The sequence below is a fragment of the Rhodopirellula maiorica SM1 genome, from assembly GCF_000346295.1.
In the GTDB taxonomy this organism is placed as follows: domain Bacteria; phylum Planctomycetota; class Planctomycetia; order Pirellulales; family Pirellulaceae; genus Novipirellula; species Novipirellula maiorica.
Window position 1 is genome coordinate 15,192 of sequence record NZ_ANOG01000010.1, and the last position, 21,265, is coordinate 36,456.

Genomic DNA, 21,265 nt, shown 5'->3' on the forward strand with positions numbered 1-21,265 from the left:
GGCTACCGGTTAAACGAGGGCGTTCAAAATTTTAAAACCACACTTCACTCAAATGGCCGGATTCGAGTTCGTTGGCGTAGCTGAGATAATAGTTCCGGTTCGGCGCGTTGTACTCGCGTGCAGCCAAACCTCGCAGTGCCGTGATTTTTACTTTGCGGGCCAGCTTCTTGTTGCCATCATCCAGCCATTTCACATGGTCAGCGAGTTCCAAGGCCCACTGGAAGTCTTTCTTTTCCAAAGCGGATTTCATCTGCTCGGTCAGCTTCTTTGTGCCACCAGCCAGTTCGGCAATTTTGCGAGCTTTGAGCTTCGGTTGGAGCGGATTCAACGTCGTCGGATTGCCGTCGTACCAGCCCAATAAGCCGGCATAGATGGCTCTCACCGCGTGCGGAACCGATCCGTAGAACTCGATCAAGTACGGTTTGTCTTGCAGATGCTCGGGAAGTTTGACTTCATGCGCGAGCTGGTCGGGACTCTTGCCAGCGTTGATGCCTCGAACCGTTTGATCATACACGCTGCGAATCGCTTCGCTGTAATCTTTCAGTGCTGCGGTGGCCGCCTCTTGTCCTTGGATGGGCATCGTATGGCCGGGAACCAAAACGTGTGGCTTAAACTCTGCCATCTTCGCAACGCTTTCTGACCAACTCAGCACATCACGATAGGCCGTGCCACGAATCGCATACAGGTTGGGGAACGAACTGTAGAAGTTGTCGCCCGCCAGCAGCACCTTCTCCTTGGGTAGCCAGATGAACATGGCATCGTCGGTTTCTCCGGGGCCGATGTGAAATTCGATCTCGACACCCGCGATCGTCGTTTTGAGCCCACTGTCGGGAACCGTAACGGTAGGTGGAAGGTAGCCTTCGCCACGATCGCTATCGTGGGTATTCGCCGGTGCAACACCGCGGTTGGTGCTTTCTGGTGGCGAGAGCTTCCGTCCGAACTGACGCACATTTCGCTTCATCTTGACTGGATCTACCGCTTTGTTGACGCCTTCAGCGGAACCAAATCTATCCGTAGCATAGATGTCTGGTCGCTCATCTCCAACGAAGGCGCTGGCTCCACCAATGTGATCACCATGGCTGTGGGTATAGACGATCGCCTTGACCGGCTTTTCGCTGTACTGCCGGAAAGCCTCAGCCGCTTTCGCAGCACTGGTTGGACCGAAGAGAGTGTCGACGATGATGACGCCGTCCGTACCAACAATCATCGACGTATTGGCGCCGTGAAAACCAACGGCTGTAAAAACGTTATCGGCGACTTTGACAATTCCCTGCTCAAATTGCTGCTGCTGAGCATTCAGCATCCGCAGTGCCGTGTCGGGTTCAACCTGTGTCTGTCCGTTGGCAACCACGGCAACCAGACCCCAGAGACAGAAGGTAACGACGATCTTATTCATGGCTTAGGCCTTTGAGATGAGTTATGTCAAATTCTTTTGCATCGTTCGCAGAACATTTCGCGTTGTTTCCAAATCCGATTTTGAGATGCCCTTGAGCGTTTTTTTTCGCAGGTCATCCAACATGGGTAGCACCGTTTGAAGTTTCTGCTCACCACGGCGAGTCAAACCGACCATCACGATGCGAGCGTCTTCACTCGACACGCTCCGCTGGACAAACTGATGTTCAACCAGTCGATCCAATTGTCGTTTTACCGTCGTCGGATCACGAATCATTAATGCTGCCAACTCGTTCATGCTTAGCGGACGACCGGCATCCAGTAACGTGATCAGCGTCTGTGTTTCCTCAGGCGAGAACGGCCAACCGGCATTCTTCAGCACCGCTGCCATTGCCGCACGAATCAGATAGGCCACCCGTCCGATCGCGAACCCAGGCGATGACTCGGAATCAAAATGCATTTTCAGCTCCTTGAGAATCCGGAATCGAACCAGTCGTGGCCCCAGCAAAAATCGGGCGATACCAATCAAAGTAGCAATAAATCAGCAGCGCACACGCTGCGAAATCAGGAAGCCCGATCACGAGGTACTGATGCGCAAAGAAGATCACGTACAGCAGGATGTTGAATGCATAAGGCAGCGACATCAAGATCGCCAATGGCGCTGTACGCGGAAAGAACATCAATCCGCCCGCGACCGTCTTGAAAAAACCAACCCAAAAGATCAGATAGCCTGTCTTCCCGATCGCGATCATGAATTGACCGACCTCATCAGGCGAATCACTCACCGGATAGCCATTGATGGCAAACCTCATCGTCATGATCCCCGTGCCAAACAGAAAGAACGCGAAGAGTAGCCGCGTGAACAACGCGAGACGTGGAAGTCGAACGCGGCGTTTTTCCAATGAAGCCATGTCACTTGGTCTGTGCGAGGGAAGATAATTGGGGACAAGGCATCGAGTCCCATTCCACAAACGGAGGTCGCATATCACTGCGGCAGGACCTGTTGTCTCGTCCGCCACACCAACAGCAACCCGCATACCTGTACGATACAGCCAACTTTCGACATGTCAAGACTTACAAGCAATATTTAGATTGCTTCTATCCAAGCTCGTGTTTCGGATCGCCGAAAGCATTCGACCAGCGGAAACGATCGAGACGGCGAGTTCTTTGACACCGAAGTCGCTTCACCGCAGCGGACCGTTCCGACATTCAACCGGGCTAGCACCCAAACGGCTAACGGGATTTCACCCAATGATTCCTGACCACATGCTTAGAAAATGCACGTGCAGGATAGAGAGGGCAAGAGCCAAGCATCGGGAGTGGTGGCGGCAGATTTCGTCTGCCGACGAATGATTTTGCTTGCTGCCGACACCTGCGGTTGGTTACGGTTCGTCACGGTAGCCCGCGTCATAGTAGATCTGCGCCGCTTCTTTGTGGGGCGGTCCCCATCCAAGCTCTTCTAATAAATCACGCCGCTTCTTGAGGTACCATTTCGCTTCAATCGACTGCTGGTTGGCCTCGAGCAATTCCAGTGCTCGCGCTTTCTTTCCGGCTCGCCGCAATATCCGATCCTCCAACAGAATGAACTCGGGACGCCCCTGGTTGGCTTGATCAATCAGCTTTTGATAGACCGCCAACAGCTTTTCTTGATAGCCAACGGGGTCTGAAATTGGCCACCGCTCACGCACGCTCGGTAGTTCACGATACGCCAAGGCTCGTCCAAGTCGGTACCGAGTGTACGCGAGGGCCCATGCGGTGGGTGCGGGTAATTCCTGCAGTTGCGGCGGAAGCCGCTCGGACAGCAATTCTTCCAACCGTCTTGCAGACTTGATGATCTGACGAAGATCTTCTTTGCGTTCATCGTCTGTATCCACAGCGTGCAATTCCGCTTGAAGCGAGGTCATCTGTTGCCAAACATGCGATGCGACTCCTGCTGGTTTTTCCAAATCCTCAAGCAGCGGTTCCTCGACCAGCTCGGATTCGGTTTGAGAGCGTGTCGGCGCCGAGGGCATTCGCCCCGGTTCCCAGCGGCGAAGCCAAGACTGTTGCGCCACGTACTCTAAGCGTTCGTCATCCGAAGCAGCATTTTGAATTTGGCTTGTCACTTGCTTCAGCTGCCGGAGTCGCCAGCGCTCGGCATCGATTGCGTCGGACTCCGCCATCGCCGAACCAATCGCCAGCGTCGACAGGAACAGAATCGAAAACCACGGCCCGATCGACCATGAACGACGGATGGTTTGCAAAAGGTTAACGGTCATTTCGTAATCAACAGCTTGAGAATCATCGATTCACGTCCCTCGAATCGCGGCGGGACCAATAGGATGCATCATTTTATAACAGAACGAAAAAGAAGTTCGCTGTGATCTTTCGTTTCTGGCCCAAAACGGAACGCTATTGGACCATCCCGTCATCAAGCGGCTGGTCAAGAATCTGTCGATCAATTTTGACAGCTGGAGCAAAGCGGTTCCTGAGGTGATCGAGAAACCGACCAAGAAACACCGCGTCGAGGAATGGGCACTGGCGGAGGAACAAGAGTTGGGAGCTTGATTGGCAGTGGTGCTGTTTGGCCGATTCGGCCGGCAATGAAGACTACTGTGTCTGCAGCCCCGATCGCAGCTTCGCGATCGCGCCGGTTGAATGGGTCTACGAGCTAATTACGAACAAACGAAGACCGCTGAACTATGTGCTAACGTTCAACATGATCCAAGCAGGCCGGCTGCCACCATCGCGAGCCTACGCCTACAAACGAATCGGATAGAAGTTTTGCCAGCGTTCGACGTTTCATCGCTATTCGCATGTTGGTTTCGTAGTCCGCGATGCGTGGGCGTCTGAATTCCAAACACACTCTGGTGCATTGCAGCTCCGCGGCTGCCGGAAACAAGTTTGCTCCGGCAACCGCATTTGAACTGGTAACCGTCACGCAAAGTCCGAGCGTTCGACCTCGATTGCACCTGATGAACGTTAACCTCGCGTCCGATCGGAACCCGCGACTTTAACCACTTTGTTGTACAGTCCAAGCAACAGAAACGTGGGTGCCCATTGGCCGACGAACAAGCTTTCGTTTTTGCGTTCCATCGATTGCAGCAGCAAGGAGCCGCCGATCGAGGCGAACGCGGCCCACAGAAAGACGTCGGATGGGACCCTTGCGGTCTGCTGTTCGATGCGATGAGCAATCGTCCCTTCCGAATGCTTTTGTGCTTCGCGACTTTGAGACTCATAGCCCATCCGGGTTGCTGATTCAGCCATGCTTTCATTCTCCGTATCAAGAGTTAGGATACGCAACGCCGACGACCGACGTCGCATCGTCCCCCCGCCGCAAGTGCCGTACCAGCACTGGTTCGTTTTGGCAAAGACGTTGAAGATTGGTGCTGTATCAAACGACACAGAAAACTGAAAGACTCGCGTGGCAGTCCGACCAGCGAGAGAACATCTCTAACTGGACAATGTCCTTTCAACTTCATGCAAGTATTTCAATCCGACTCGCGTGCCATCGCTATCGCGCGGACGGCCGCAGCTAGCAGCGGTGTTGTTTCTACCGAGTGCAACGTCAGCTATTTTTTTGGCAGGAAAATGATGAGGGCAGGAAGATCGGACACCGCAGAAAGGGACAAGGCTTCTTCATTTTCCTGCCCATTCCATCTTCCTGCCCGCCGCGTCAGCGGCACCGATTAGCGATGGCGGAAACATGAGTCGCGGGAGCAGCAGGGGACGTGTAATTTATAAGTGCTGCAAGTCTGGCTCCCCTCGCTTCCGCCGGGCTTGCCCCGGTCGGTGCGACAACTGGCTGCTACCTAGCAAGCCGGCCAAGGCACTCTCCCCCTTTCCCCGCAAATCGCTCCGGCGATTCGCGGGGAAAGGGGAGAGAAATCCGATGTTGCAGATGAGGTCTCGAGTCGTGTCGCTCACCGAGTCGCGAGGGATCGTGACCTCGGTCACATTCCGAAGCACTGATCATTTCCGTGCGTTTGCTTTCCGATCTCGTTGGTCAATCACCGCCCAGACGCAACGGGAAATTTTTCGAAAAGGGATCGCCTTTTTGATTGAATTCGTTATTCGCAATTGATATCGCGTGGGTCCCCGAAAATCGCTTCGCCGCCATCGTTCAACGAGAGAAATTGCAACCAGCGGTTTGGTCACTCGTCCGTTTGTTGTTCGTGTTTTCCATGGTTGCTCACGGTGTTACAACCGGTCCGACCATCTGCTGGTACGAGAGGCTTGGAACATGAATTGCGGTTCAATCACTTATCGAATTTCAACCTTCAACCCTTACGAAAGGAACGAACCAAATGGGACTTTTTACCAGCACCGAATTTGATTCGCTTGAATGTTTGCTGATCGATCAACTCCAAGATCTCTACGACGCAGAGAATCGGCTGGTCGATGCGCTACCAAAGATGGCTGACGCGGCATCGACGCCGGAATTGAAGCAGGCTTTCCAAAGCCATTTGCAAGAAACCAAAGGCCAAGTCAATCGACTCGAACAAGCATTCAAGCTTCTGGACAAATCAGCCCAGAGTAAATCGTGCGAAGCGATGAAGGGCTTAGTCAAGGAAGGCGAAGAGATGATCGACGCCAAAGGTGACCCCGCCATTAAGGATGCTGCATTGATTGCGGCGGCCCAGCGTGTGGAGCACTACGAGATGGCGGGTTACGGATCGGCTCGGAACTTTGCTCAGCGATGTGGTCGTCCCGACGTCGCGGATCTGTTGCAGCAGACGTTGCAAGAGGAAGGCGATGCGGACAAGAAGCTATCGCAAATTGCCGAATCGTCGATCAACGCAGAAGCCGCTCGAGCTTAGAAACGGTGGCGTAGCATCGCTGTGCATAGCGGCGCTACGCCGTTGTCGGCTTGTTAATTTGTATCCAATTTCAAATCGAAATGGTAAGCCGTGGGCCGCAAGGCGACGGGTAGTTCGCGGGCCCCGACCGCTGACGCGTCGCGGCCCAATAAATCAACGAGCCGTTGTCATTTTCTCACGCGGAGTATCCACCTCTGCGTGATTTGCCGGCAGCGGGGTCGCGGTTGTTCGTGTCGCGTTTGATCGATTCGAATTCATGATGGATTTCACAGACCAGGAAATACTCAGATGTCGAGCACATCCACACATCCCACCGAGAAGATACTGGACGAACTAGACGATGCAGCGGATCATCACGACCCGCTGACACTTGGAAACGTTATGGACGTCCTCGGACAGCAGTCGTTCGCTCCCATATTGTTGCTGATCGGCTTGGTGATGTTGGTGCCAGGTCCGGCCGACATTCCTGGCGTTCCCGTCATTTTAGGGCTGCTCGTTATCATCGTCGCTGGGCAAATCGTTCTGCACCGCGAACATCTCTGGATTCCGGATTGGATAGAGCGGAGGAAGGTAACGGCGGAACGTGCGAGAAAGATGGTCTCGTGGATTCGCACGCCGGCTCACTGGATGGATCGCGTTACCAAACCGAGGTACCAGTGGCTAATCAATCACGCCGGAGCGTCATTGGTTGCGATCGCATGCATCCTGGTCGCCATGACAACGCCGATGCTCGAATTCATTCCATTTAGCGCCAACTTGGCGGGGGCTGCGATTGCGGCGTTTGCGTTGGCGCTGATGGCAAGAGATGGATTGGTCGCCGCAGTGGCCATCGTACTGTCCTTTGCCACTGCGGGGCTAATCGTTTATCAACTAGTGGGGAATTAAAATGAGCAAAGATCACGGACCGTCCATCAAAGACGACGAACAATACGAATCGTTGCGTGAGGATGGCATGAGTAAAGAGAAAGCCGCGCGAATCGCCAACTCCGATCGCCACACGACCGGGCAACGGGGTGGAAAGGCGGCGAAGTACGAAGACCAGACCAAGGACCAGCTTTATCAAAAAGCAAAGGAGGTCGGCATCGAAGGCCGATCGAACATGTCAAAAGAAGAATTGATTGACGCGTTACGCAATCATTGATGTAGCCAACCAGCGCCCCGGCCAACAAACATGAAGCTTCGGCGTGGACCGAAAGCCGTTGACGGCTTCCGCTACGCAAAAAATACTTCATGTCGTCGTCTGTTTTGGCTATTGAAACGACTCGGGGTTCAGTATCAAGTAACTCATCATCACCACCGCCGGAACGATCACCATGAGGATGAAGACACCCATCACCCAACGGATGTAGCGGAATTCGTCGTTTGCAAAACAACTCGGTTCATCGGTTTTCGAATCGAGACGTCCCAAATCGCCATAGAACGAGACGGCGTCGTACCGTCCGATCTTCGACGAATCGCTCGAAGCCAAGCGTTCGTCCGGCGTTGCCTGGTCTGGCGGTGGTTTTTCAACAATCGAATAAGCCATGACATAGATCCTCGCGACGTATCGATGGCAGCGACAAACATTCGCATGCACTGTTAGGTAGTGAAGCTAAGCAGTTTCCGCGACGGACGGCTTCACAGCGTTTGCTAAAACGGCTAACATCTCAGCAGACTGCTGCCAATCTGCTTAACACGGGTAGCACAACAATGCATTCATTGGACCAAACGCGAAAAAACGCGGTTTTCACGGCTTAAATCGGTAATTTCCGTCTTGAAGTGTCAACGCGAGTTGACACAGCGTCAACGCCGGTTGACACATCGGCAACGATTGACGCGCTACGCTCTCGGATACTCGGCGATCGTGGATACCAATCGGTTAGCCGCGAAACAATTGCGGGCGGCTACCTAGCCTCGTTTGAACCGACGGCTTCTTTGGATTGCGACGTCTCTTCTAAGGCAAATCCCCGAAGCGTGCGCCGTGCCGACTCTAAAGAGTTGAGCAGATCCGTACCGCCATACTCATCATTTTCGGCAGCAACGATTTCCAATTGGTTCACCCCGATAAACTGGAGCACCGTCGCCAAATGCGAATCGAGATGATTGTGATGCTGATTTCGACCACCAGGACCGTACCCTCCGTCGCCACGCGAGATCACGGCAATCATCCGTTTCCCATGAACAAGTGGTGTGTAAGGTGATACACGGTTAGCGGGATCAAACGCGAACGTCCGCCCGACGCGAACGATTTGGTCAACGTAGGCTTTGAAGCCGCTTGGCATTCCAAAATTGTAAAACGGAATTCCGGCAACAATCAGATCCGCTTGCAAAAACTCGTCGACCAGTTCGTCGCTTAGACGCAAGGCGAGTTGCATGGATTCATTGCGGTGCTTCGGTGGAGTAAACGCTGCTGCGATCCACGATTCGGTCACGTGCGGAAGTGGGTTTCGTCCAATGTCTCGATACGTCACGGTGCCGCCGGGATGGGTGTCTCGCCATCGCTGCACAAATTCGGCTGTCAATCGACGTGTATGAGAGCGGTCGCTACGAGGACTCGAGTCGATGTGAAGAAGGTGGGTCATCTGTATTTCCGTTTCCAGTAGTAGATCAACACAAGGAGTGGGGCGACAATGAATGTGTCACGACAGTGCTGATATACTTGCTGATCAAACGACAGGAACAAGCGGGCACAAATTTGTGCGGTACTTACTTTCGCGTAGGAATTCAGAAGAGATGAGCGAGCAAGATGTCACCGAAGTCTTCGAAAAATGCTTGGGGTGCCGTTACATGGTAGCGCTGCTGCAGAAAATCCATGATGGCGTTCGGCGACCGGGGCAATTGGAACGCGCCGTCGATGGAATGACGGCGAAAGTCCTTTCCGAGCGACTCAAGCGACTGGTCGAACATGGGGTTGTCGAGAAGACGAGCTACCCAGAGATTCCACCACGAGTCGAGTACACGTTGACATCGTTTGGTCAACGGTTACTCGAGATCATCGACGAAGTGGACGAACTTCATCGGCGTGCACGCATAAAACCATAATGCTTTGCGTTGCGACGGGATCAGCCTGATCATCGATGGGCAGCGTCCTAGAGGACAGCCGCTTGAATGACAGCGCCCTGAATGACAGTAACTTGAGCCTCATCGTTTGTCGAACCCACATTTCCATCTCGTTGCGTTTCATTTCCTCTGTTTGCAGACATCGCCATGCCACCATTTCCGATTCCCCAGTTGGCAACGCCACTTCCGCGTACGTATTGGGTAGTGGCCGACAAATTCCTTGCAGGCGCCTACGCAGGAAAACCCGATGCAGCCGCAAATCGCCAGCGGCTGCAGGGGCTGCTGCACTCGGGAATCCGCACGTTTATCAATCTGATGGAGAAAAGCGAAACCAACAACACCGGCCAGCCGTTCACGCCCTACGTTGACGTGCTGCGACGGATCGCCGCAGACGCCAATGAACGTGTCGAATGCCTGCGTTTCCCGATTGTCGACCAGCATATCCCCACAAAAACGCAGATGGTGGAAATACTCGATTCCATCGACCAATCCATCGAAATGGGACGACCGGTTTACGTTCACTGTTTTGGTGGTATTGGGCGGACCGGAACCGTCGTTGGTTGTTGGCTACGACGACACGGCTATGCCAGCGAACAGAATGTTTTCGATGTCTTACAAAAATTGAGAAAGGCGGATGTCGAGCGTTCATCGCGTCCCGCACCGGAAAACGAAACTCAACGCCAATTTGTCTTGAATTGGCGAGAGTCAGCAGATCGCTCTCCACAGCAATCCTCGTTTCCCCCTGCGATCCGAAGCGATTGGTTCACGAAGTTGGTTGGATTTTCCGAACAGTCTCACTCGCAAGTCCAACAGTTTGTTTCGGTCAACGAAGGTTGCTTGACTTCGCAAGTCAACGGAAAAACGTTTCAATCCGGACGCCTGGATGTCGTTTCGCTTGCCGAACTGCGAGAGCGATCTCGCAGAGTGACCCACCCCTGTGGACAATTAAATCTGGACGAAAGGGTAGGTGATGCCCAGGCACTGCACGTCGATCCGTCCAATGCGGGAGCGATGTTTCAAGTCGCTTCGCAATTCAATTTGCTCGAAATGGTTTCACCGAGCGTGACACCGGAACAAGGAATTGGAATCTACGAGCACGACCGAACTCAAGGCCCCGCATGTGCAATCGCGTGCGGGGCAGGAACCATCTTCCGCAACTACTTTGTCCCGCTTGAGAACCAAATCGGTCAATCACAGAACGTTCAAATCGACTGTCTCGATGACATCGGCAAATCGCTCGGTAATGACCACAACCGATTGTGGACAATGCAAAACGGCTATGCGTTACCGTCGTCGACGGGATTGAAGGAAATCAACGCGACGCTGGAATCATTGTCCGAAAACGACCTCGATTCGCTGCGAGCAAAATTGCGAGTGGGAGTTCAGTGGAACACCCAAGTCACGCTGGCAGGGTGCAGTCACCTCGTTTCCCAAATCTATTGCTCGGCGATGCCAGTCGCTTACAGTCGTCTTGCCGAGGCTCAGTGGGAGCCCTTGGCTAGATTGATCCTGGAAGCTGCCTACGAAGCGACACTTGCGGCAGCTACAATCAATGCGGCTCAATCGGGCAACCACACTGTGTTCTTGACCCTGCTTGGCGGCGGTGCCTTTGGTAATCGCGAGACGTGGATATTGTCGGCCATCGAGCGGGCATGCCGACAATTTGACTCGGTTGACTTGAATGTCAAAGTCGTCAGTTACCAGTCGTCCAACGCATCCGTTCAAAAGCTCGTCAATTCGTTCTCGCAACCACGCGGTGATACGAGTTCGCTAGGCCAGCCGAATACCGTCGACCTAACCCGCCGAATCGAGCGAGAATAAAAATAATGCACTGGCAGTCAATCCTGCTGCACTTTGGGGCGATCGGGTTTGCCAAAAGCCAGCCGGAAAACATCGGGTTGTCTCAAACCAAGCGCGATCCATGCGACAATCCCAAGAATAATGGGAACGAAAAATGCGTCGCCAACGCGAACGTGTGCTGCAGTCGCCCCACCCAAGTAGGCGGCTAGCAGGATGGCGGCAACGAACGCGGTGCGAGGGATCAAAAACAGCACCGCGACGATCACTTCGACGATGCCGACCTTGAACATCACCTCTTCGCTCCAGCCTAATTTCCCAAACATTTCAGCTTTGCCTTCCCACTCGGTAAACTTGCCGCTTGCACTCGCACCGATCAACAACAAGGAAATCAGGATACTCAATACCCAACCGGTGGTTCGCAATTTCTTTGATTCGATCACGGCTGTCCCTCGTAGGCTTGTGTGAGTGCTTGGACGTCAAGTTTCACCATCTGCGTCATCGCTTGCATCACGCGACGCGACTTTTCGATGTCTTGGTCGTTGACAAATTTGAAGAATGCTTCGGGCACAATTTGCCATCGCAATCCAAATTTGTCCTTCAGCCAGCCGCACATGATCGGCTCGCCTCCATCGGCGGTAAGTGCGTCCCAGTAACGATCGACTTCCGCTTGGTCTTTGCAGGTCACCGATAAGGAGACACGATCGTTAAACGGTTGGCTCGGGCCGCCGTTGAGCGACTGATACCGTTGGCCTTTCAGCTCGAATTCCACGACAACTACCTCTCCCGCTTTACCCCCCGGCCAATCGTCGTGGTTGATCATCTTACGGAGAATTCTTGAGTCATCAAATACCGATGTATAGAACTCCGCCGCTTGCTCGGCATTATTGTCAAACCACAGACAAGGCGTAATCGTTTGTTTTGCAGCCATTTTAGTCTCCATTTTTTCGAGGATGTGCCTTGTTGTCGAATGGCATCAGCCTGATTCGACAGCCAACGAACAAATTTTCAAGTTTTTGCAATTAGCTTGATGCGGCATGGCAAATAACGTCAAAGCGGATGGATCAAAACACCGCCCGCTTCGGTGGCCGCATCGTTCACGTGCTTACTCAAGCCGTGTCGGCACGCTGCACCGCCGCGTCGATCGCCGCCCCAAGTGCCTGCATGGCTTCGTGCAGCTGGTCGTCGGTGATCACGAGCGGGACCAGCGAGCGGATGCAAGAACCGTACAGTCCGGCACGGATCATAATTAGCCCACGTTGGAATGCCTCTTCGACAATCAGCGGTGGCAACACCGTATTGGGATCCTTCGTCGCTCGATCCTTGACGAACTCGATCGCGCACATGGCACCAAGGCATCGCACATCACCGATCGTGTCGTGCTTCGTTTGCCAGCGACTGAAGTAGTCGCGACAGACATCGCCGATCTCGGTGGCCCGGTCGGCGAGTTGATGATCGCGCAAATAGTCGATCGTCGCGACGGCGGCGGCGCAAGCAACGGGGTTGCCACCGTACGTCGATCCCAAGCCACCGACGTGTGGCTTGTCCATTACCTCGGCCTTGCCGGTGACCGCCGCGATCGGTAATCCTGATCCGATACTTTTGGCCATGATCACCATGTCGACATCCCACTCGGTTCCACACCCCGGCGTATGCTCGATCGCAAACATCTTTCCGGTGCGGCCGAAACCGGTCTGCACTTCGTCGCTGGCTAGCAGAATGCCGTGCTGGGCGGTGAGTTCGCGGAGGGCACGAATGTAGGCTGGCGGCGCTGGGATGAAGCCGCCTTCGCCCTGGACCGGTTCGATGATGACCGCCGCGACGCTGGTCGGATCGATCTGCGCCACGAGCGCCTTTTTCAGGTCACGAATGCGCATTTCACAGAATTCTTCGGTACTCATCCCGTCGATTTTTTCACGGTACTCGTAGGGGAACGGCACACGATAGATCTCGCTGGCAAACGGCCCGAAGCCACGTTTAAACAGGTCATATTTGCTGGTCATGGTCATCCCCAGCAGGCTGCGACCATGAAATGCCCCCTCAAAAACAATGATTCCTTGGCGGCCGGTTGCATAGCGAGCAATCTTCACCGCGTTCTCGCCGGCTTCGACCCCCGTATTACACAGCAGCGTTTTTTTCGGACCTCGAATCGGCACGATTTCATGAAGTTTTTCGTTCAACTGCACCATCGATTCATACGTTCCGACGATGCTACACAGATGCAGCAGCCGGTCGACTTGGTTGTGGACTGCCGCAGTGACCTCAGCCGGACAATGCCCCGCATTCAGAGCACCGATGCCGCCCGCCAAGTCGATAAAGACGTTGCCGTCGACGTCCGTCACCGTGGCTCCGGTGGCATGGTCCGCCACGATTGGACACGAGCGGTACAGACCGCGGACGGTGGTCGCGTCGCGTCGCTCGAGAATCGCACGAGCGTTGGCCCCAGGAAGCGGACCGTTGATCCGAATGGTGGCGTTTGCGGTATTGGTCGTGGACATAGCGGGCGTTTCCAATCAGTGGGTTGTGGGGGTTTGAGAGCGACTAAAAACGTGAAAGGTCTGAGGTGTCATTCGATCTGCATCGTGCCGAACGTCACCTTGTCCCCAAACCGCATCCATCGCCACGTCACGAGGTGAGATCACGACGGCGCCACCTGTTTCGACATCGTAGCCTGGCTGGGGGCCATGACAGATTGATCCCAAAGGATCGCTTGGGTCAAAACGATTTAATAGTTGCCACAGCCCGCGGCGCGAGCAATCGGACGGATTCGAAACGAGCCATTCCTCAGCCTCACGCAACCGATTGCGTGTACTGTAGGCCGGCGCGTCGCCGCGAGGCGGTTCGATCGAGATCAGATCCGCGTTCAAACAGTGATTGGTGTGGGAGAGCGTCGACTCTAAACCGCGAACAGCAACACGCGTCGGTGAGCGTTCGACGCTGTAACCGATGCTTTTCGCATCCAGCAACAGGTAGTGATGGGCGCCGGCGACCGGTGCCTCTTTCAATAGCTGTAGCGCTTCGTCCGCATTACGAGCGCGAAGCATGCGGCGGACCACGCTGGTCCACATCACTCCGGCGCGGCCGTCCGCCGTGACCATGTTGTTGATCCCAATCGCAAGCCCATGTTCATTGACGCCAATCATCGCCGGACATCCGGTGACCGTGAACACCACTGCGGCGGGCTGATCGGTCGACCGCAGGTCAAGCACGCGAATGTACGGCGTGGCGGTGGGATGCATGTCCCAAGTTTGTGCCAGCAATGGTCGGCGATCCGCAGCAGCATCGGCAGCCACCAACACGGCGGTACATTGGCCTGGATCGTCAACCGGGGCACGGCTGATGGTACCCCCGGATGCGGTACCGCGAAGAGCGTCGACAAAGTCCGTGAAGCCGCCGGTCACCAGCAGATCGCGGGCGGGCACGTCGGCGGCCCGCGCGATAGCTTCAAGTTCGGCTGTGGTCAGGTCGTCGTACCGCCGTTGTTGCTCCCAACAAGCATCGGCAAGCGCCGCGGGGTCAACCGCCATATTGCCTTCGCCAATCCAGAAACGGTCGTGGCAAAGCCGCATCCGTTCTTCCGTCAGCGTTTGAATTTCGCTGCGAAACGCAGCGCCGTGGGCGAGGCCCATCGCAGCGGCATCGCCGTCAATTGTCAGCATTTCGATCGAGGGCATGAGACATTGTTCCTGGTCAGGACGAGCCAACAGCCAAATAAAGAAAGCCAAAGAAATCGAGCGGTACGACGATCTCCGCCGGTCGGCGTCCGCCGCACCTAACCAACCTTGCTAGGATCGCAGGCACCGATGCAGTCATTCACTGCCACCGTCGCAGTACACAGAGTAGAAGATCGATCAACGGATGCATCTCAAATCCAGCAGTGTCGCTTGCTGTAATATACTCTGACAACACTGGTTCATGGCAATAGCTCCTCAAGTTTGCAATCGAACCCACGAGCAAAACCAACAGCCGGAAACTCGATTACCGTTCCTATGGTTCGAGTTCGTTTTCTTAAGGCATCGCCCCCCGAGTGTGGCAAGCCGACGCCGGAGCATTCGAAGCAGTACGTTCCCAGACGGAAACTATACGAAAGTCGATGGCATGGGAATTAGCGTGTATCGCGTGCAACGTTTGCCCCGGTTGATTGCCGGAACGGTAACAAGCATCAAAACAGCTTACATTCCGCTAACGTACAAAAAGACTCTTACCGAACTGCTTGATACGTTATTAAGTTACAAGAACTCTAATTCAACCAGAACACGCGGAAGGTATCGAGGATCTGCTGTGCTTCGTGTAGATAGTGTTCGGCGACCTCTTCGTTGTTGACCACGACCAACAGGTCATGCGAGAGCACGGAGGTGTTGTACCAATTGAAGCTGCCGTCGATCACGATGCGGCGATCAATCACGCATTGTTTCGAATGAATCGGCGAATACGGAATGGGGCGGTCGAACACTCCATAAACCAGTGCGATCGGGACGCCTGCGTCCTTAAGCCGCTGAATCGCAGGCAGTAGCGGGCGTTGGAACTCTTTTTCCATTGTTCGCGGTTTGCGAATATCTCCCTGCCACGCCAAGTGGCCGTTGAATATCGCCCGTACTTTCACACCGCGATGATGGGCATGAATCAGGGCATCGATCACACTGTCACCGTATTCGCCTCGCAGTTCACCAATCAAAAACAAACAGAGATCGATGGAATGTTGCGCTCGATTGATTTCCGAGAAAATGGCGTGGTGAGGCCGATAATACTTGCCATTGAGCATGGCAGTACGTCCGAATGTATAGAACAGGTTGAACGGACTGCGTGGATCCACTCCATAACGCTGAATCACGCCGCCGCGAGTGGATTGAAAAATATTGTGCAGCAGACGACACATACCACGAGAGTGGAATGTCATCCCGGATTCCCAGTTAGCGCCCCACTGGTCAAACGTAATGTTGAACGATCCGATGATACAGTCTTCATCGTCGAAGATGATGAATTTGTTGTGCATGTCGGTGGCGACTTCTGCCAGCGGATCGCTGGTGGTGCAGATTTCACCGATCAGTTCAATACCGGACCGTTTTAGTTTGAGGTAGTTCTTGCTGTTCGTCAGCGTCATCTTACGCCAATCCACGATGATCTGTACCAACACCCCGCATTCATGGGCGTACAGCAGATGATTGCAGAAGTCTTTGTCATCAATGCAATCGACACACACCTTGATCGTATGAAGCCCCGACGGATCCGTCTGTTTCTTCCAGATCACCTTGTCAATGTGATCATGGATAAAGCGTTTGGGGTGGTAAGGGTGCCAAGTCTGACCTTTGGTGAACTTGGGAATCAGGTTCAATGAATCATAGTTGTGGTTGATATAGTCCACGTCATTCTGCAACAGTCGAGCATCCAGTTCGAGTGTTTTGTATTCGTTGTGTGTCCGCCACTGTGGCGTGATCGCGTGGTGCTGCTCCCCTTGCAAAGCGATTTGTGGGCCATCCATAAAGATATATTCATACTCCGACGGCACCGATCGGAACTCGTGATGCAAAATATAGGAGAATTTCACGCAGGTGACGCGTCCTTGATGCATCGATTGCGGGTGAATAAAGATATCTCGCGTCACCCGCTGATGTCGGTATGCTTGGACATTGACGGGATCGGTATGCGCGATGTACTGCTCATGACTGCCATCTTCGTGAAACACTTTGACGATCACTTTGATATTGAGATCGACTCCCCAATCCACATCAAAAACGAGCGTGCCGCGTCGCAGGTAAAACAGATCGCCAAAATCGTTTGTTCGCGCAAAGGGAGCCTCCAGTCTGGCATGGACCGGTTTGGCATATCGTTCGGCAAAATATGAACTCATAAATTCGTCTAATTTTCAGTGATGTTATGTTAGTTCAAATTCTACGTAGTAACCCGTATGATCCGACACACGCCCATAGGAATGGTCGGTAAACAGTTCCACACCGTTGAGCGATTGCACCCGAGAACCTTTCTTCAAAAAGATGTAGTCGATCCGGCCATCATGTCCGATCGCTTCGGCAATATTCTGAACACGGTCGTTGTAAACCTGGTCAAATGCTGGTCGGTTTACCGTCTTGAGATATTGGTCTTCATACTCACTGGAATTCACGATGTGACCATAAGCCTCGGAACCCGCTTTGATATTGAAATCACCACAAATCAGCGTCGCTGTCACATTCTCGTCATGACGCTCGTCGGCCCACTGGCGAGTGCGATCAAACTGAGCGTAGAAACCATCCTCAGGCCAGCTTAAATGAGCACTAAACAGGTTGACGGGCCCGAAGTACGGAACATGAATTTGCGCCATCACCACGCGACGGGCATGAATGTCAAAGACATCCTGGCTGTCGGACACATACCCCGAATCGGTGGACGAAAATTCATGTCGGCTCAGAATCGCAACGCCTTCGCGAAACTTATCAAACCCTAGATGTGAATAGTCGGTGTGTAAGTGATACGGAAGCGGTAGAAACGAGTTGATCAACCGCGCGGCATTGGAGGCCCAATCGCCGTGACCATCGTTCCAGTTCTCCGCGACTTCCTGCAGACACACCAGATCGATTTGAAAATCCTGGATCGCCTGAGCGATTTGCTTGAATTTGTGTTCTTGATCATCTTCCTGGTAGCAATGCAAATTCAACGTCAGCACGCGAAGCGTACTCCGCCGCGCCTGATAATTCGCACCATGACAATTGTCCCAGACGACACCCTGATCCGTCTCGGATTCAATCGCGTATTCCACGCGATACGAATGATGAATCGGCAGCCGGGCTGTCCAAATCTCCCAGCCGTAACGGTTTGGATTCCGCGCCACACTGCCACGAACCAAGTCCCAGTGGTTGGGTCGTTTGAAGCAACGCGTCACGTGGCTCGTCTTCCACTTGTCGGTCGACCAGTGGATTCGCACATGCTTGGCGTTCAGCGAAGAACGCACCGCCGAATCGATCGACAGTGAGACTTTACCACCCTGCAATACCGGATCATAAAACAGGTGCTGGATCGGCACATCGCGATAAACAATGACGCCCGCGTCCGCATCAACCTTGTAATCCAGACCGTGGTTATTGTCCCAACACGTTCGCCCCGCGCACTCGTAGCTGACGGAATAACGAATATTCCCCGGCAGCGACTGTTGTGACGTCAAAGGCCGACGTATACAGGCGTACCACAATTCCGTCTCATCGGGCAACGTGCAGCGATAGGCTGCTTCGTCAACATGCCACTCACCATCCTCGCCGCACCAATGGACCTCTACTTTTTTCTGATAAGACAAATTATCGACGCGCACCATAAATGACATTTCCTGCCATGCACCCTGGATGGTTCGCGAGATAATATTTTCGGTATATTCGATTCTAATGTGCTGCATTTGCGTACTCAAAGCTCCGAGTCTAAACGCGTCCCGTGCCAACATTCTTTATATAAAAAATGCATCCCCGGCCCCAAACCAATCCATGTCGAACTTCGCGCCCTCTATGAATATAGATCGTGATCAGTCGCAATCCGAATAACTTGTAAAATAAGGTTGGGATTTCAATCTTGCCGGCAAGGGCGATTGGCAATTGGTGGGTCCCAGAGCATCTGCTCGAGCCGTGCGGCATTTCGCCACGCGACCACGACTCAACTCCGTCTTTTAAGTTCACCGATTCCGGCGATGGGCCGCGGCTGTCCGCATGTGAAATGCTGCCCGGCGGCACGACGTCCAGAATGATGCAAGCGTTAGCACGTGCGCGGACACGCTGTTCAGCCTCAGAGTCATACGATTGTCATGTACCACCGTTTCGTCTGATACCGAAAACCAGCTTGAACGGAAAGCACGATGGATGCTTGCCCGTGTCGCGACAACCATGATGCGTCCGTGGAACCGCGAATCCGCCATGCGGCGTTTTGTACCGACATCTTTTCATCCGAGGCTCATCTGCAACAATTGCCGCTCAACACTACGCAAACTTGGCGACTTAATTAATGAGCGAACTACCCAACTGCCCTCAATGTGACGGGGAATACACCTACGAGGACGGTCCACTGCTTGTCTGTCCGAGCTGTGGCCACGAGTGGTCTCCGGCGGACGAAGCCGCTGCTGCCGAGGAAGCAGCGACTCGCGACGCGAATGGTAACGTGCTCGAAAACGGCGACGCGGTCGTCGTTATCAAAGACCTGAAGTTCAACGGCGGCGTGGTCAAGGTTGGCACAAAAGTCAAAAACATCCGCATCGTCGACGGTGATCATGACATCGATTGCAAGATCGACGGCATCGGAGCGATGTCGCTGAAATCCGAATTCGTCAAAAAAGCCTGACGTCCTGGATGTGCCGTAGCGTGGGCAAACTTGTGCCCTGGCTCCGCCTGGGCACACACTGCCTTGCAGGCTCCTGCCTGCCGGAATACACAGCTCGTGAGGCGGGAGCCTCGGAAGCAGTGCGTTACCAGGCAGGAGCCTGGGAACGAGAGCGGGCAAACTTGTGCCCTGGCTCCGCCTGGGCACACACTGCCTTGCAGGCTCCTGCCTGCCGGGAATCACGGCTCAGGAGGCGGGAGCCTCGGAGCAGTGCGTTACCAGGCGGGAGCCTGGGAACGAGAAGCGTTGACCACAACTTCGGCAAAAAATCTATGGACTTTGTGGTTTGCTGCGGCGCATTATCGCATAATATATGATATCCGCCCGCCTTCGATCGCTCCGTAGCACTCCCAAACAGGGGCTTCCTGTCGCGGACGAAGCTCACTCTCCCTCCCAAACGCTTATTCCGACCACCCCCGTTGACGTTGGTGTGCGTTTCCATTTTGGCTAGAATGTTGTCATGTCAAAACCAAAGAAAAAAAACCTTGATCGCCGACGTTTTGTCCTTCGCTCGGTGGCCGGATCGCTCGCATTGCCTGGCCTTTCCTCACTGAAAGCCGAGTCGGTTGGTAGCAATTCGGCGGTTCAGAAAACACGCGGCGCAGGCGTTGGGGCTCGACGATTTGTCGCCGTCGGTAACTTGTTGGGCTTTCAGCAGAAACATTTTTTTCCCGAAACGACGGGCAAAGATTTTGAACAGACCACGCTGCTGAAACCGTTAGCTGAAAACCGCGACCAGATCACGGTCTATCGTGGGTTGGATCACGGATTGCGAGGCGGGCATTTCGCGGTGCACACCTTTCTGTCCGGCGTACTGCACCATGAATCAAAACATCGCCCCAATGGCAACGTTACGATTGACCAATTTATTGCCGATGAGATTGGGGATCAAACGCGGTTCGCATCGTTAACCGTTGGCTCGGAGGGCGGCATTCATGGCGGTTGCCAGATGTCGTGGACCAAGTCGGGCGTGCGAGTTCCGCCGATCACCGGCCCCGCGGAATTATTCGAAAAATTGTTTGTTACTGAATCCAAAGAACGGCGGGCCCAAAAAGTCAAAGCCACCACAGTCAATGCTTCGATTCTCGATTCGATCACCGAAGAAGCGGGAGCACTGTCCAAACAAGTCAATCAAGAAGACAAAGCGAAGCTGGACGAATACTTCAGTTCAATTCGTGACGTCGAAAAACGGCTGGAAGTACGACGACGTTGGGCCGACCATCCCAAACCAGAAGCCCCCTTCGAAAAACCGGCCAATACTAACACGGTCGACGATCTTCCGATGCTGTACGAGTTGATCGCGTTGGCGCTGCAAACCGATTCAACGCGGATTGCGACGCTGGAAATCGGGGGCAGCTTCTTGCCTCAAAACCTCGGGATCGACAAATCGTATCACAGTCTTTCGCATCATGGGAATGACGAGGAAACAATCGCGCATCTAATTACACTCGAGTCATATCAGCTGGAACAATTTGGCAAGTTTCTAACCCGGCTTGCGGGAATCCAAGATGGACAGCAGAGCTTGCTCGATTCGACTGCGGTGCTGTTTGGCAGCGGCATGGGCAACGGCAGCTCGCATACCAACACCGATTTACCGATCGTGATGGCGGGCGGTGGCTACGGTCGCGGTGAGTTCAAGAAAGTTGGCTTGCAGGGCTCGGGCAATGTCCCGTTGTGCAACCTGTTTGTCGACATCGCCCAGCGGATGGGTGTCCAGAAGGAGTCGTTTGGAACCAGTACCGGTACGCTGTCGTGATCGCGATCATGATGGATGCCTATCGCTACACTGACCGCCGCTTCACTGGCCGCCGCTTCACTGGCCGCCGCTTCACTGGCCGCCGCTTCACTGGCCATTGCTTTACTGGCCGTCGCTTCACTGGCCATTGCTTTAC

The 21,265-nt window shown here is 54.0% G+C and carries 22 protein-coding genes; 9 read left to right on the forward strand and 13 right to left on the reverse strand.

Annotated features, from left to right (window positions below; all coding sequences use genetic code 11):
* Positions 1–31: 31 nt before the first annotated feature.
* From RMSM_RS00385 to RMSM_RS00400, 4 genes are all read right to left on the reverse strand, one after another.
* Positions 32–1,396, reverse strand: coding sequence for an alkyl/aryl-sulfatase (locus tag RMSM_RS00385; protein WP_040763300.1), 1,365 nt, complete (start codon positions 1,394–1,396; stop codon positions 32–34).
* Between the two features lie 21 nt (positions 1,397–1,417).
* Positions 1,418–1,852 (reverse strand): MarR family winged helix-turn-helix transcriptional regulator, encoded by a 435-nt coding sequence (locus RMSM_RS00390; protein WP_008689853.1) that lies wholly within the window; start codon positions 1,850–1,852, stop codon positions 1,418–1,420.
* Positions 1,842–2,303: a hypothetical protein gene (locus tag RMSM_RS00395; protein ID WP_008689854.1), complete on the reverse strand. Its 462-nt coding sequence runs from the start codon at positions 2,301–2,303 to the stop codon at positions 1,842–1,844. The genes RMSM_RS00390 and RMSM_RS00395 overlap by 11 nt, the downstream gene beginning before the upstream one ends.
* A 471-nt stretch (positions 2,304–2,774) precedes the next feature.
* Positions 2,775–3,650: a hypothetical protein gene (locus RMSM_RS00400; RefSeq protein ID WP_008689855.1), complete on the reverse strand. Its 876-nt coding sequence runs from the start codon at positions 3,648–3,650 to the stop codon at positions 2,775–2,777.
* Positions 3,651–3,786: 136 nt separating this feature from the next.
* Between RMSM_RS00400 and RMSM_RS40485 the strand changes: the two genes are divergently transcribed.
* On the forward strand, positions 3,787–3,939 hold the full coding sequence (locus RMSM_RS40485) for a hypothetical protein (RefSeq protein ID WP_008689856.1): 153 nt from the start codon (positions 3,787–3,789) through the stop codon (positions 3,937–3,939).
* A gap of 16 nt (positions 3,940–3,955) precedes the next feature.
* A complete protein-coding gene (locus RMSM_RS00405; protein WP_008689857.1) occupies positions 3,956–4,150 on the forward strand; it encodes a hypothetical protein in 195 nt (64 codons plus the stop codon).
* A gap of 203 nt (positions 4,151–4,353) precedes the next feature.
* Here the strand turns inward: RMSM_RS00405 and RMSM_RS00410 are convergent, their stop codons facing one another.
* Positions 4,354–4,638 carry a hypothetical protein gene (locus RMSM_RS00410; RefSeq protein WP_008689859.1) on the reverse strand — a complete coding sequence of 95 codons (285 nt, stop codon included), beginning with the start codon at positions 4,636–4,638 and terminating at the stop codon, positions 4,354–4,356.
* Between the two features lie 1,040 nt (positions 4,639–5,678).
* Here RMSM_RS00410 and RMSM_RS00420 point away from each other — a divergent pair.
* The 3 genes from RMSM_RS00420 to RMSM_RS00430 all read left to right on the forward strand — a co-directional run bounded on the left by RMSM_RS00420 (position 5,679) and on the right by RMSM_RS00430 (position 7,332).
* Positions 5,679–6,191 (forward strand): ferritin-like domain-containing protein, encoded by a 513-nt coding sequence (locus RMSM_RS00420; RefSeq protein WP_008689861.1) that lies wholly within the window; start codon positions 5,679–5,681, stop codon positions 6,189–6,191.
* Between the two features lie 288 nt (positions 6,192–6,479).
* Positions 6,480–7,076: an exopolysaccharide biosynthesis protein gene (locus RMSM_RS00425; RefSeq protein ID WP_008689863.1), complete on the forward strand. Its 597-nt coding sequence runs from the start codon at positions 6,480–6,482 to the stop codon at positions 7,074–7,076.
* Position 7,077: 1 nt separating this feature from the next.
* The gene (locus tag RMSM_RS00430) at positions 7,078–7,332 is read left to right on the forward strand and encodes a Rho termination factor N-terminal domain-containing protein (RefSeq protein ID WP_008689865.1); all 255 of its coding nucleotides are present in this window, start codon (positions 7,078–7,080) and stop codon (positions 7,330–7,332) included.
* Between the two features lie 108 nt (positions 7,333–7,440).
* Here the strand turns inward: RMSM_RS00430 and RMSM_RS00435 are convergent, their stop codons facing one another.
* A complete protein-coding gene (locus tag RMSM_RS00435; RefSeq protein WP_008689866.1) occupies positions 7,441–7,716 on the reverse strand; it encodes a hypothetical protein in 276 nt (91 codons plus the stop codon).
* A 358-nt stretch (positions 7,717–8,074) separates the two neighbouring features.
* Complete coding sequence (locus RMSM_RS00440; protein ID WP_008689870.1) at positions 8,075–8,752, reverse strand: FMN-dependent NADH-azoreductase; 678 nt, start codon at positions 8,750–8,752, stop codon at positions 8,075–8,077.
* Positions 8,753–8,903: 151 nt separating this feature from the next.
* Between RMSM_RS00440 and RMSM_RS00445 the strand changes: the two genes are divergently transcribed.
* A complete protein-coding gene (locus tag RMSM_RS00445; protein WP_008689872.1) occupies positions 8,904–9,212 on the forward strand; it encodes a winged helix-turn-helix transcriptional regulator in 309 nt (102 codons plus the stop codon).
* 165 nt (positions 9,213–9,377) lie between these two features.
* A complete protein-coding gene (locus tag RMSM_RS42210; RefSeq protein WP_236621943.1) occupies positions 9,378–11,051 on the forward strand; it encodes a protein-tyrosine phosphatase family protein in 1,674 nt (557 codons plus the stop codon).
* 17 nt (positions 11,052–11,068) lie between these two features.
* Here RMSM_RS42210 and RMSM_RS00455 read toward each other — a convergent pair whose 3' ends face one another.
* From RMSM_RS00455 to RMSM_RS00480, 6 genes are all read right to left on the reverse strand, one after another.
* Positions 11,069–11,470, reverse strand: a complete 402-nt coding sequence (locus tag RMSM_RS00455) for a DoxX family protein (protein WP_008689876.1) — start codon at positions 11,468–11,470, stop codon at positions 11,069–11,071.
* Positions 11,467–11,958 (reverse strand): VOC family protein, encoded by a 492-nt coding sequence (locus RMSM_RS00460; protein ID WP_008689878.1) that lies wholly within the window; start codon positions 11,956–11,958, stop codon positions 11,467–11,469. Before RMSM_RS00460 ends, RMSM_RS00455 begins: the two co-directional genes overlap by 4 nt.
* A 178-nt stretch (positions 11,959–12,136) precedes the next feature.
* On the reverse strand, positions 12,137–13,525 hold the full coding sequence (locus RMSM_RS00465) for an aspartate aminotransferase family protein (RefSeq protein WP_008689880.1): 1,389 nt from the start codon (positions 13,523–13,525) through the stop codon (positions 12,137–12,139).
* 15 nt (positions 13,526–13,540) lie between these two features.
* Positions 13,541–14,701, reverse strand: a complete 1,161-nt coding sequence (locus RMSM_RS00470; protein ID WP_008689882.1) for a C45 family autoproteolytic acyltransferase/hydrolase — start codon at positions 14,699–14,701, stop codon at positions 13,541–13,543.
* 566 nt (positions 14,702–15,267) lie between these two features.
* The gene (locus RMSM_RS00475) at positions 15,268–16,875 is read right to left on the reverse strand and encodes a phospholipase D-like domain-containing protein (protein WP_008689883.1); all 1,608 of its coding nucleotides are present in this window, start codon (positions 16,873–16,875) and stop codon (positions 15,268–15,270) included.
* 24 nt (positions 16,876–16,899) lie between these two features.
* Positions 16,900–18,405, reverse strand: a complete 1,506-nt coding sequence (locus RMSM_RS00480; protein ID WP_040763311.1) for an endonuclease/exonuclease/phosphatase family protein — start codon at positions 18,403–18,405, stop codon at positions 16,900–16,902.
* Positions 18,406–19,001: 596 nt separating this feature from the next.
* Here RMSM_RS00480 and RMSM_RS00485 point away from each other — a divergent pair.
* A complete protein-coding gene (locus tag RMSM_RS00485; RefSeq protein ID WP_008689889.1) occupies positions 19,002–19,334 on the forward strand; it encodes a zinc ribbon domain-containing protein YjdM in 333 nt (110 codons plus the stop codon).
* A 499-nt stretch (positions 19,335–19,833) separates the two neighbouring features.
* Complete coding sequence (locus tag RMSM_RS00490) at positions 19,834–21,129, forward strand: DUF1552 domain-containing protein (RefSeq protein ID WP_008689891.1); 1,296 nt, start codon at positions 19,834–19,836, stop codon at positions 21,127–21,129.
* Positions 21,130–21,265 lie beyond the last annotated feature (136 nt).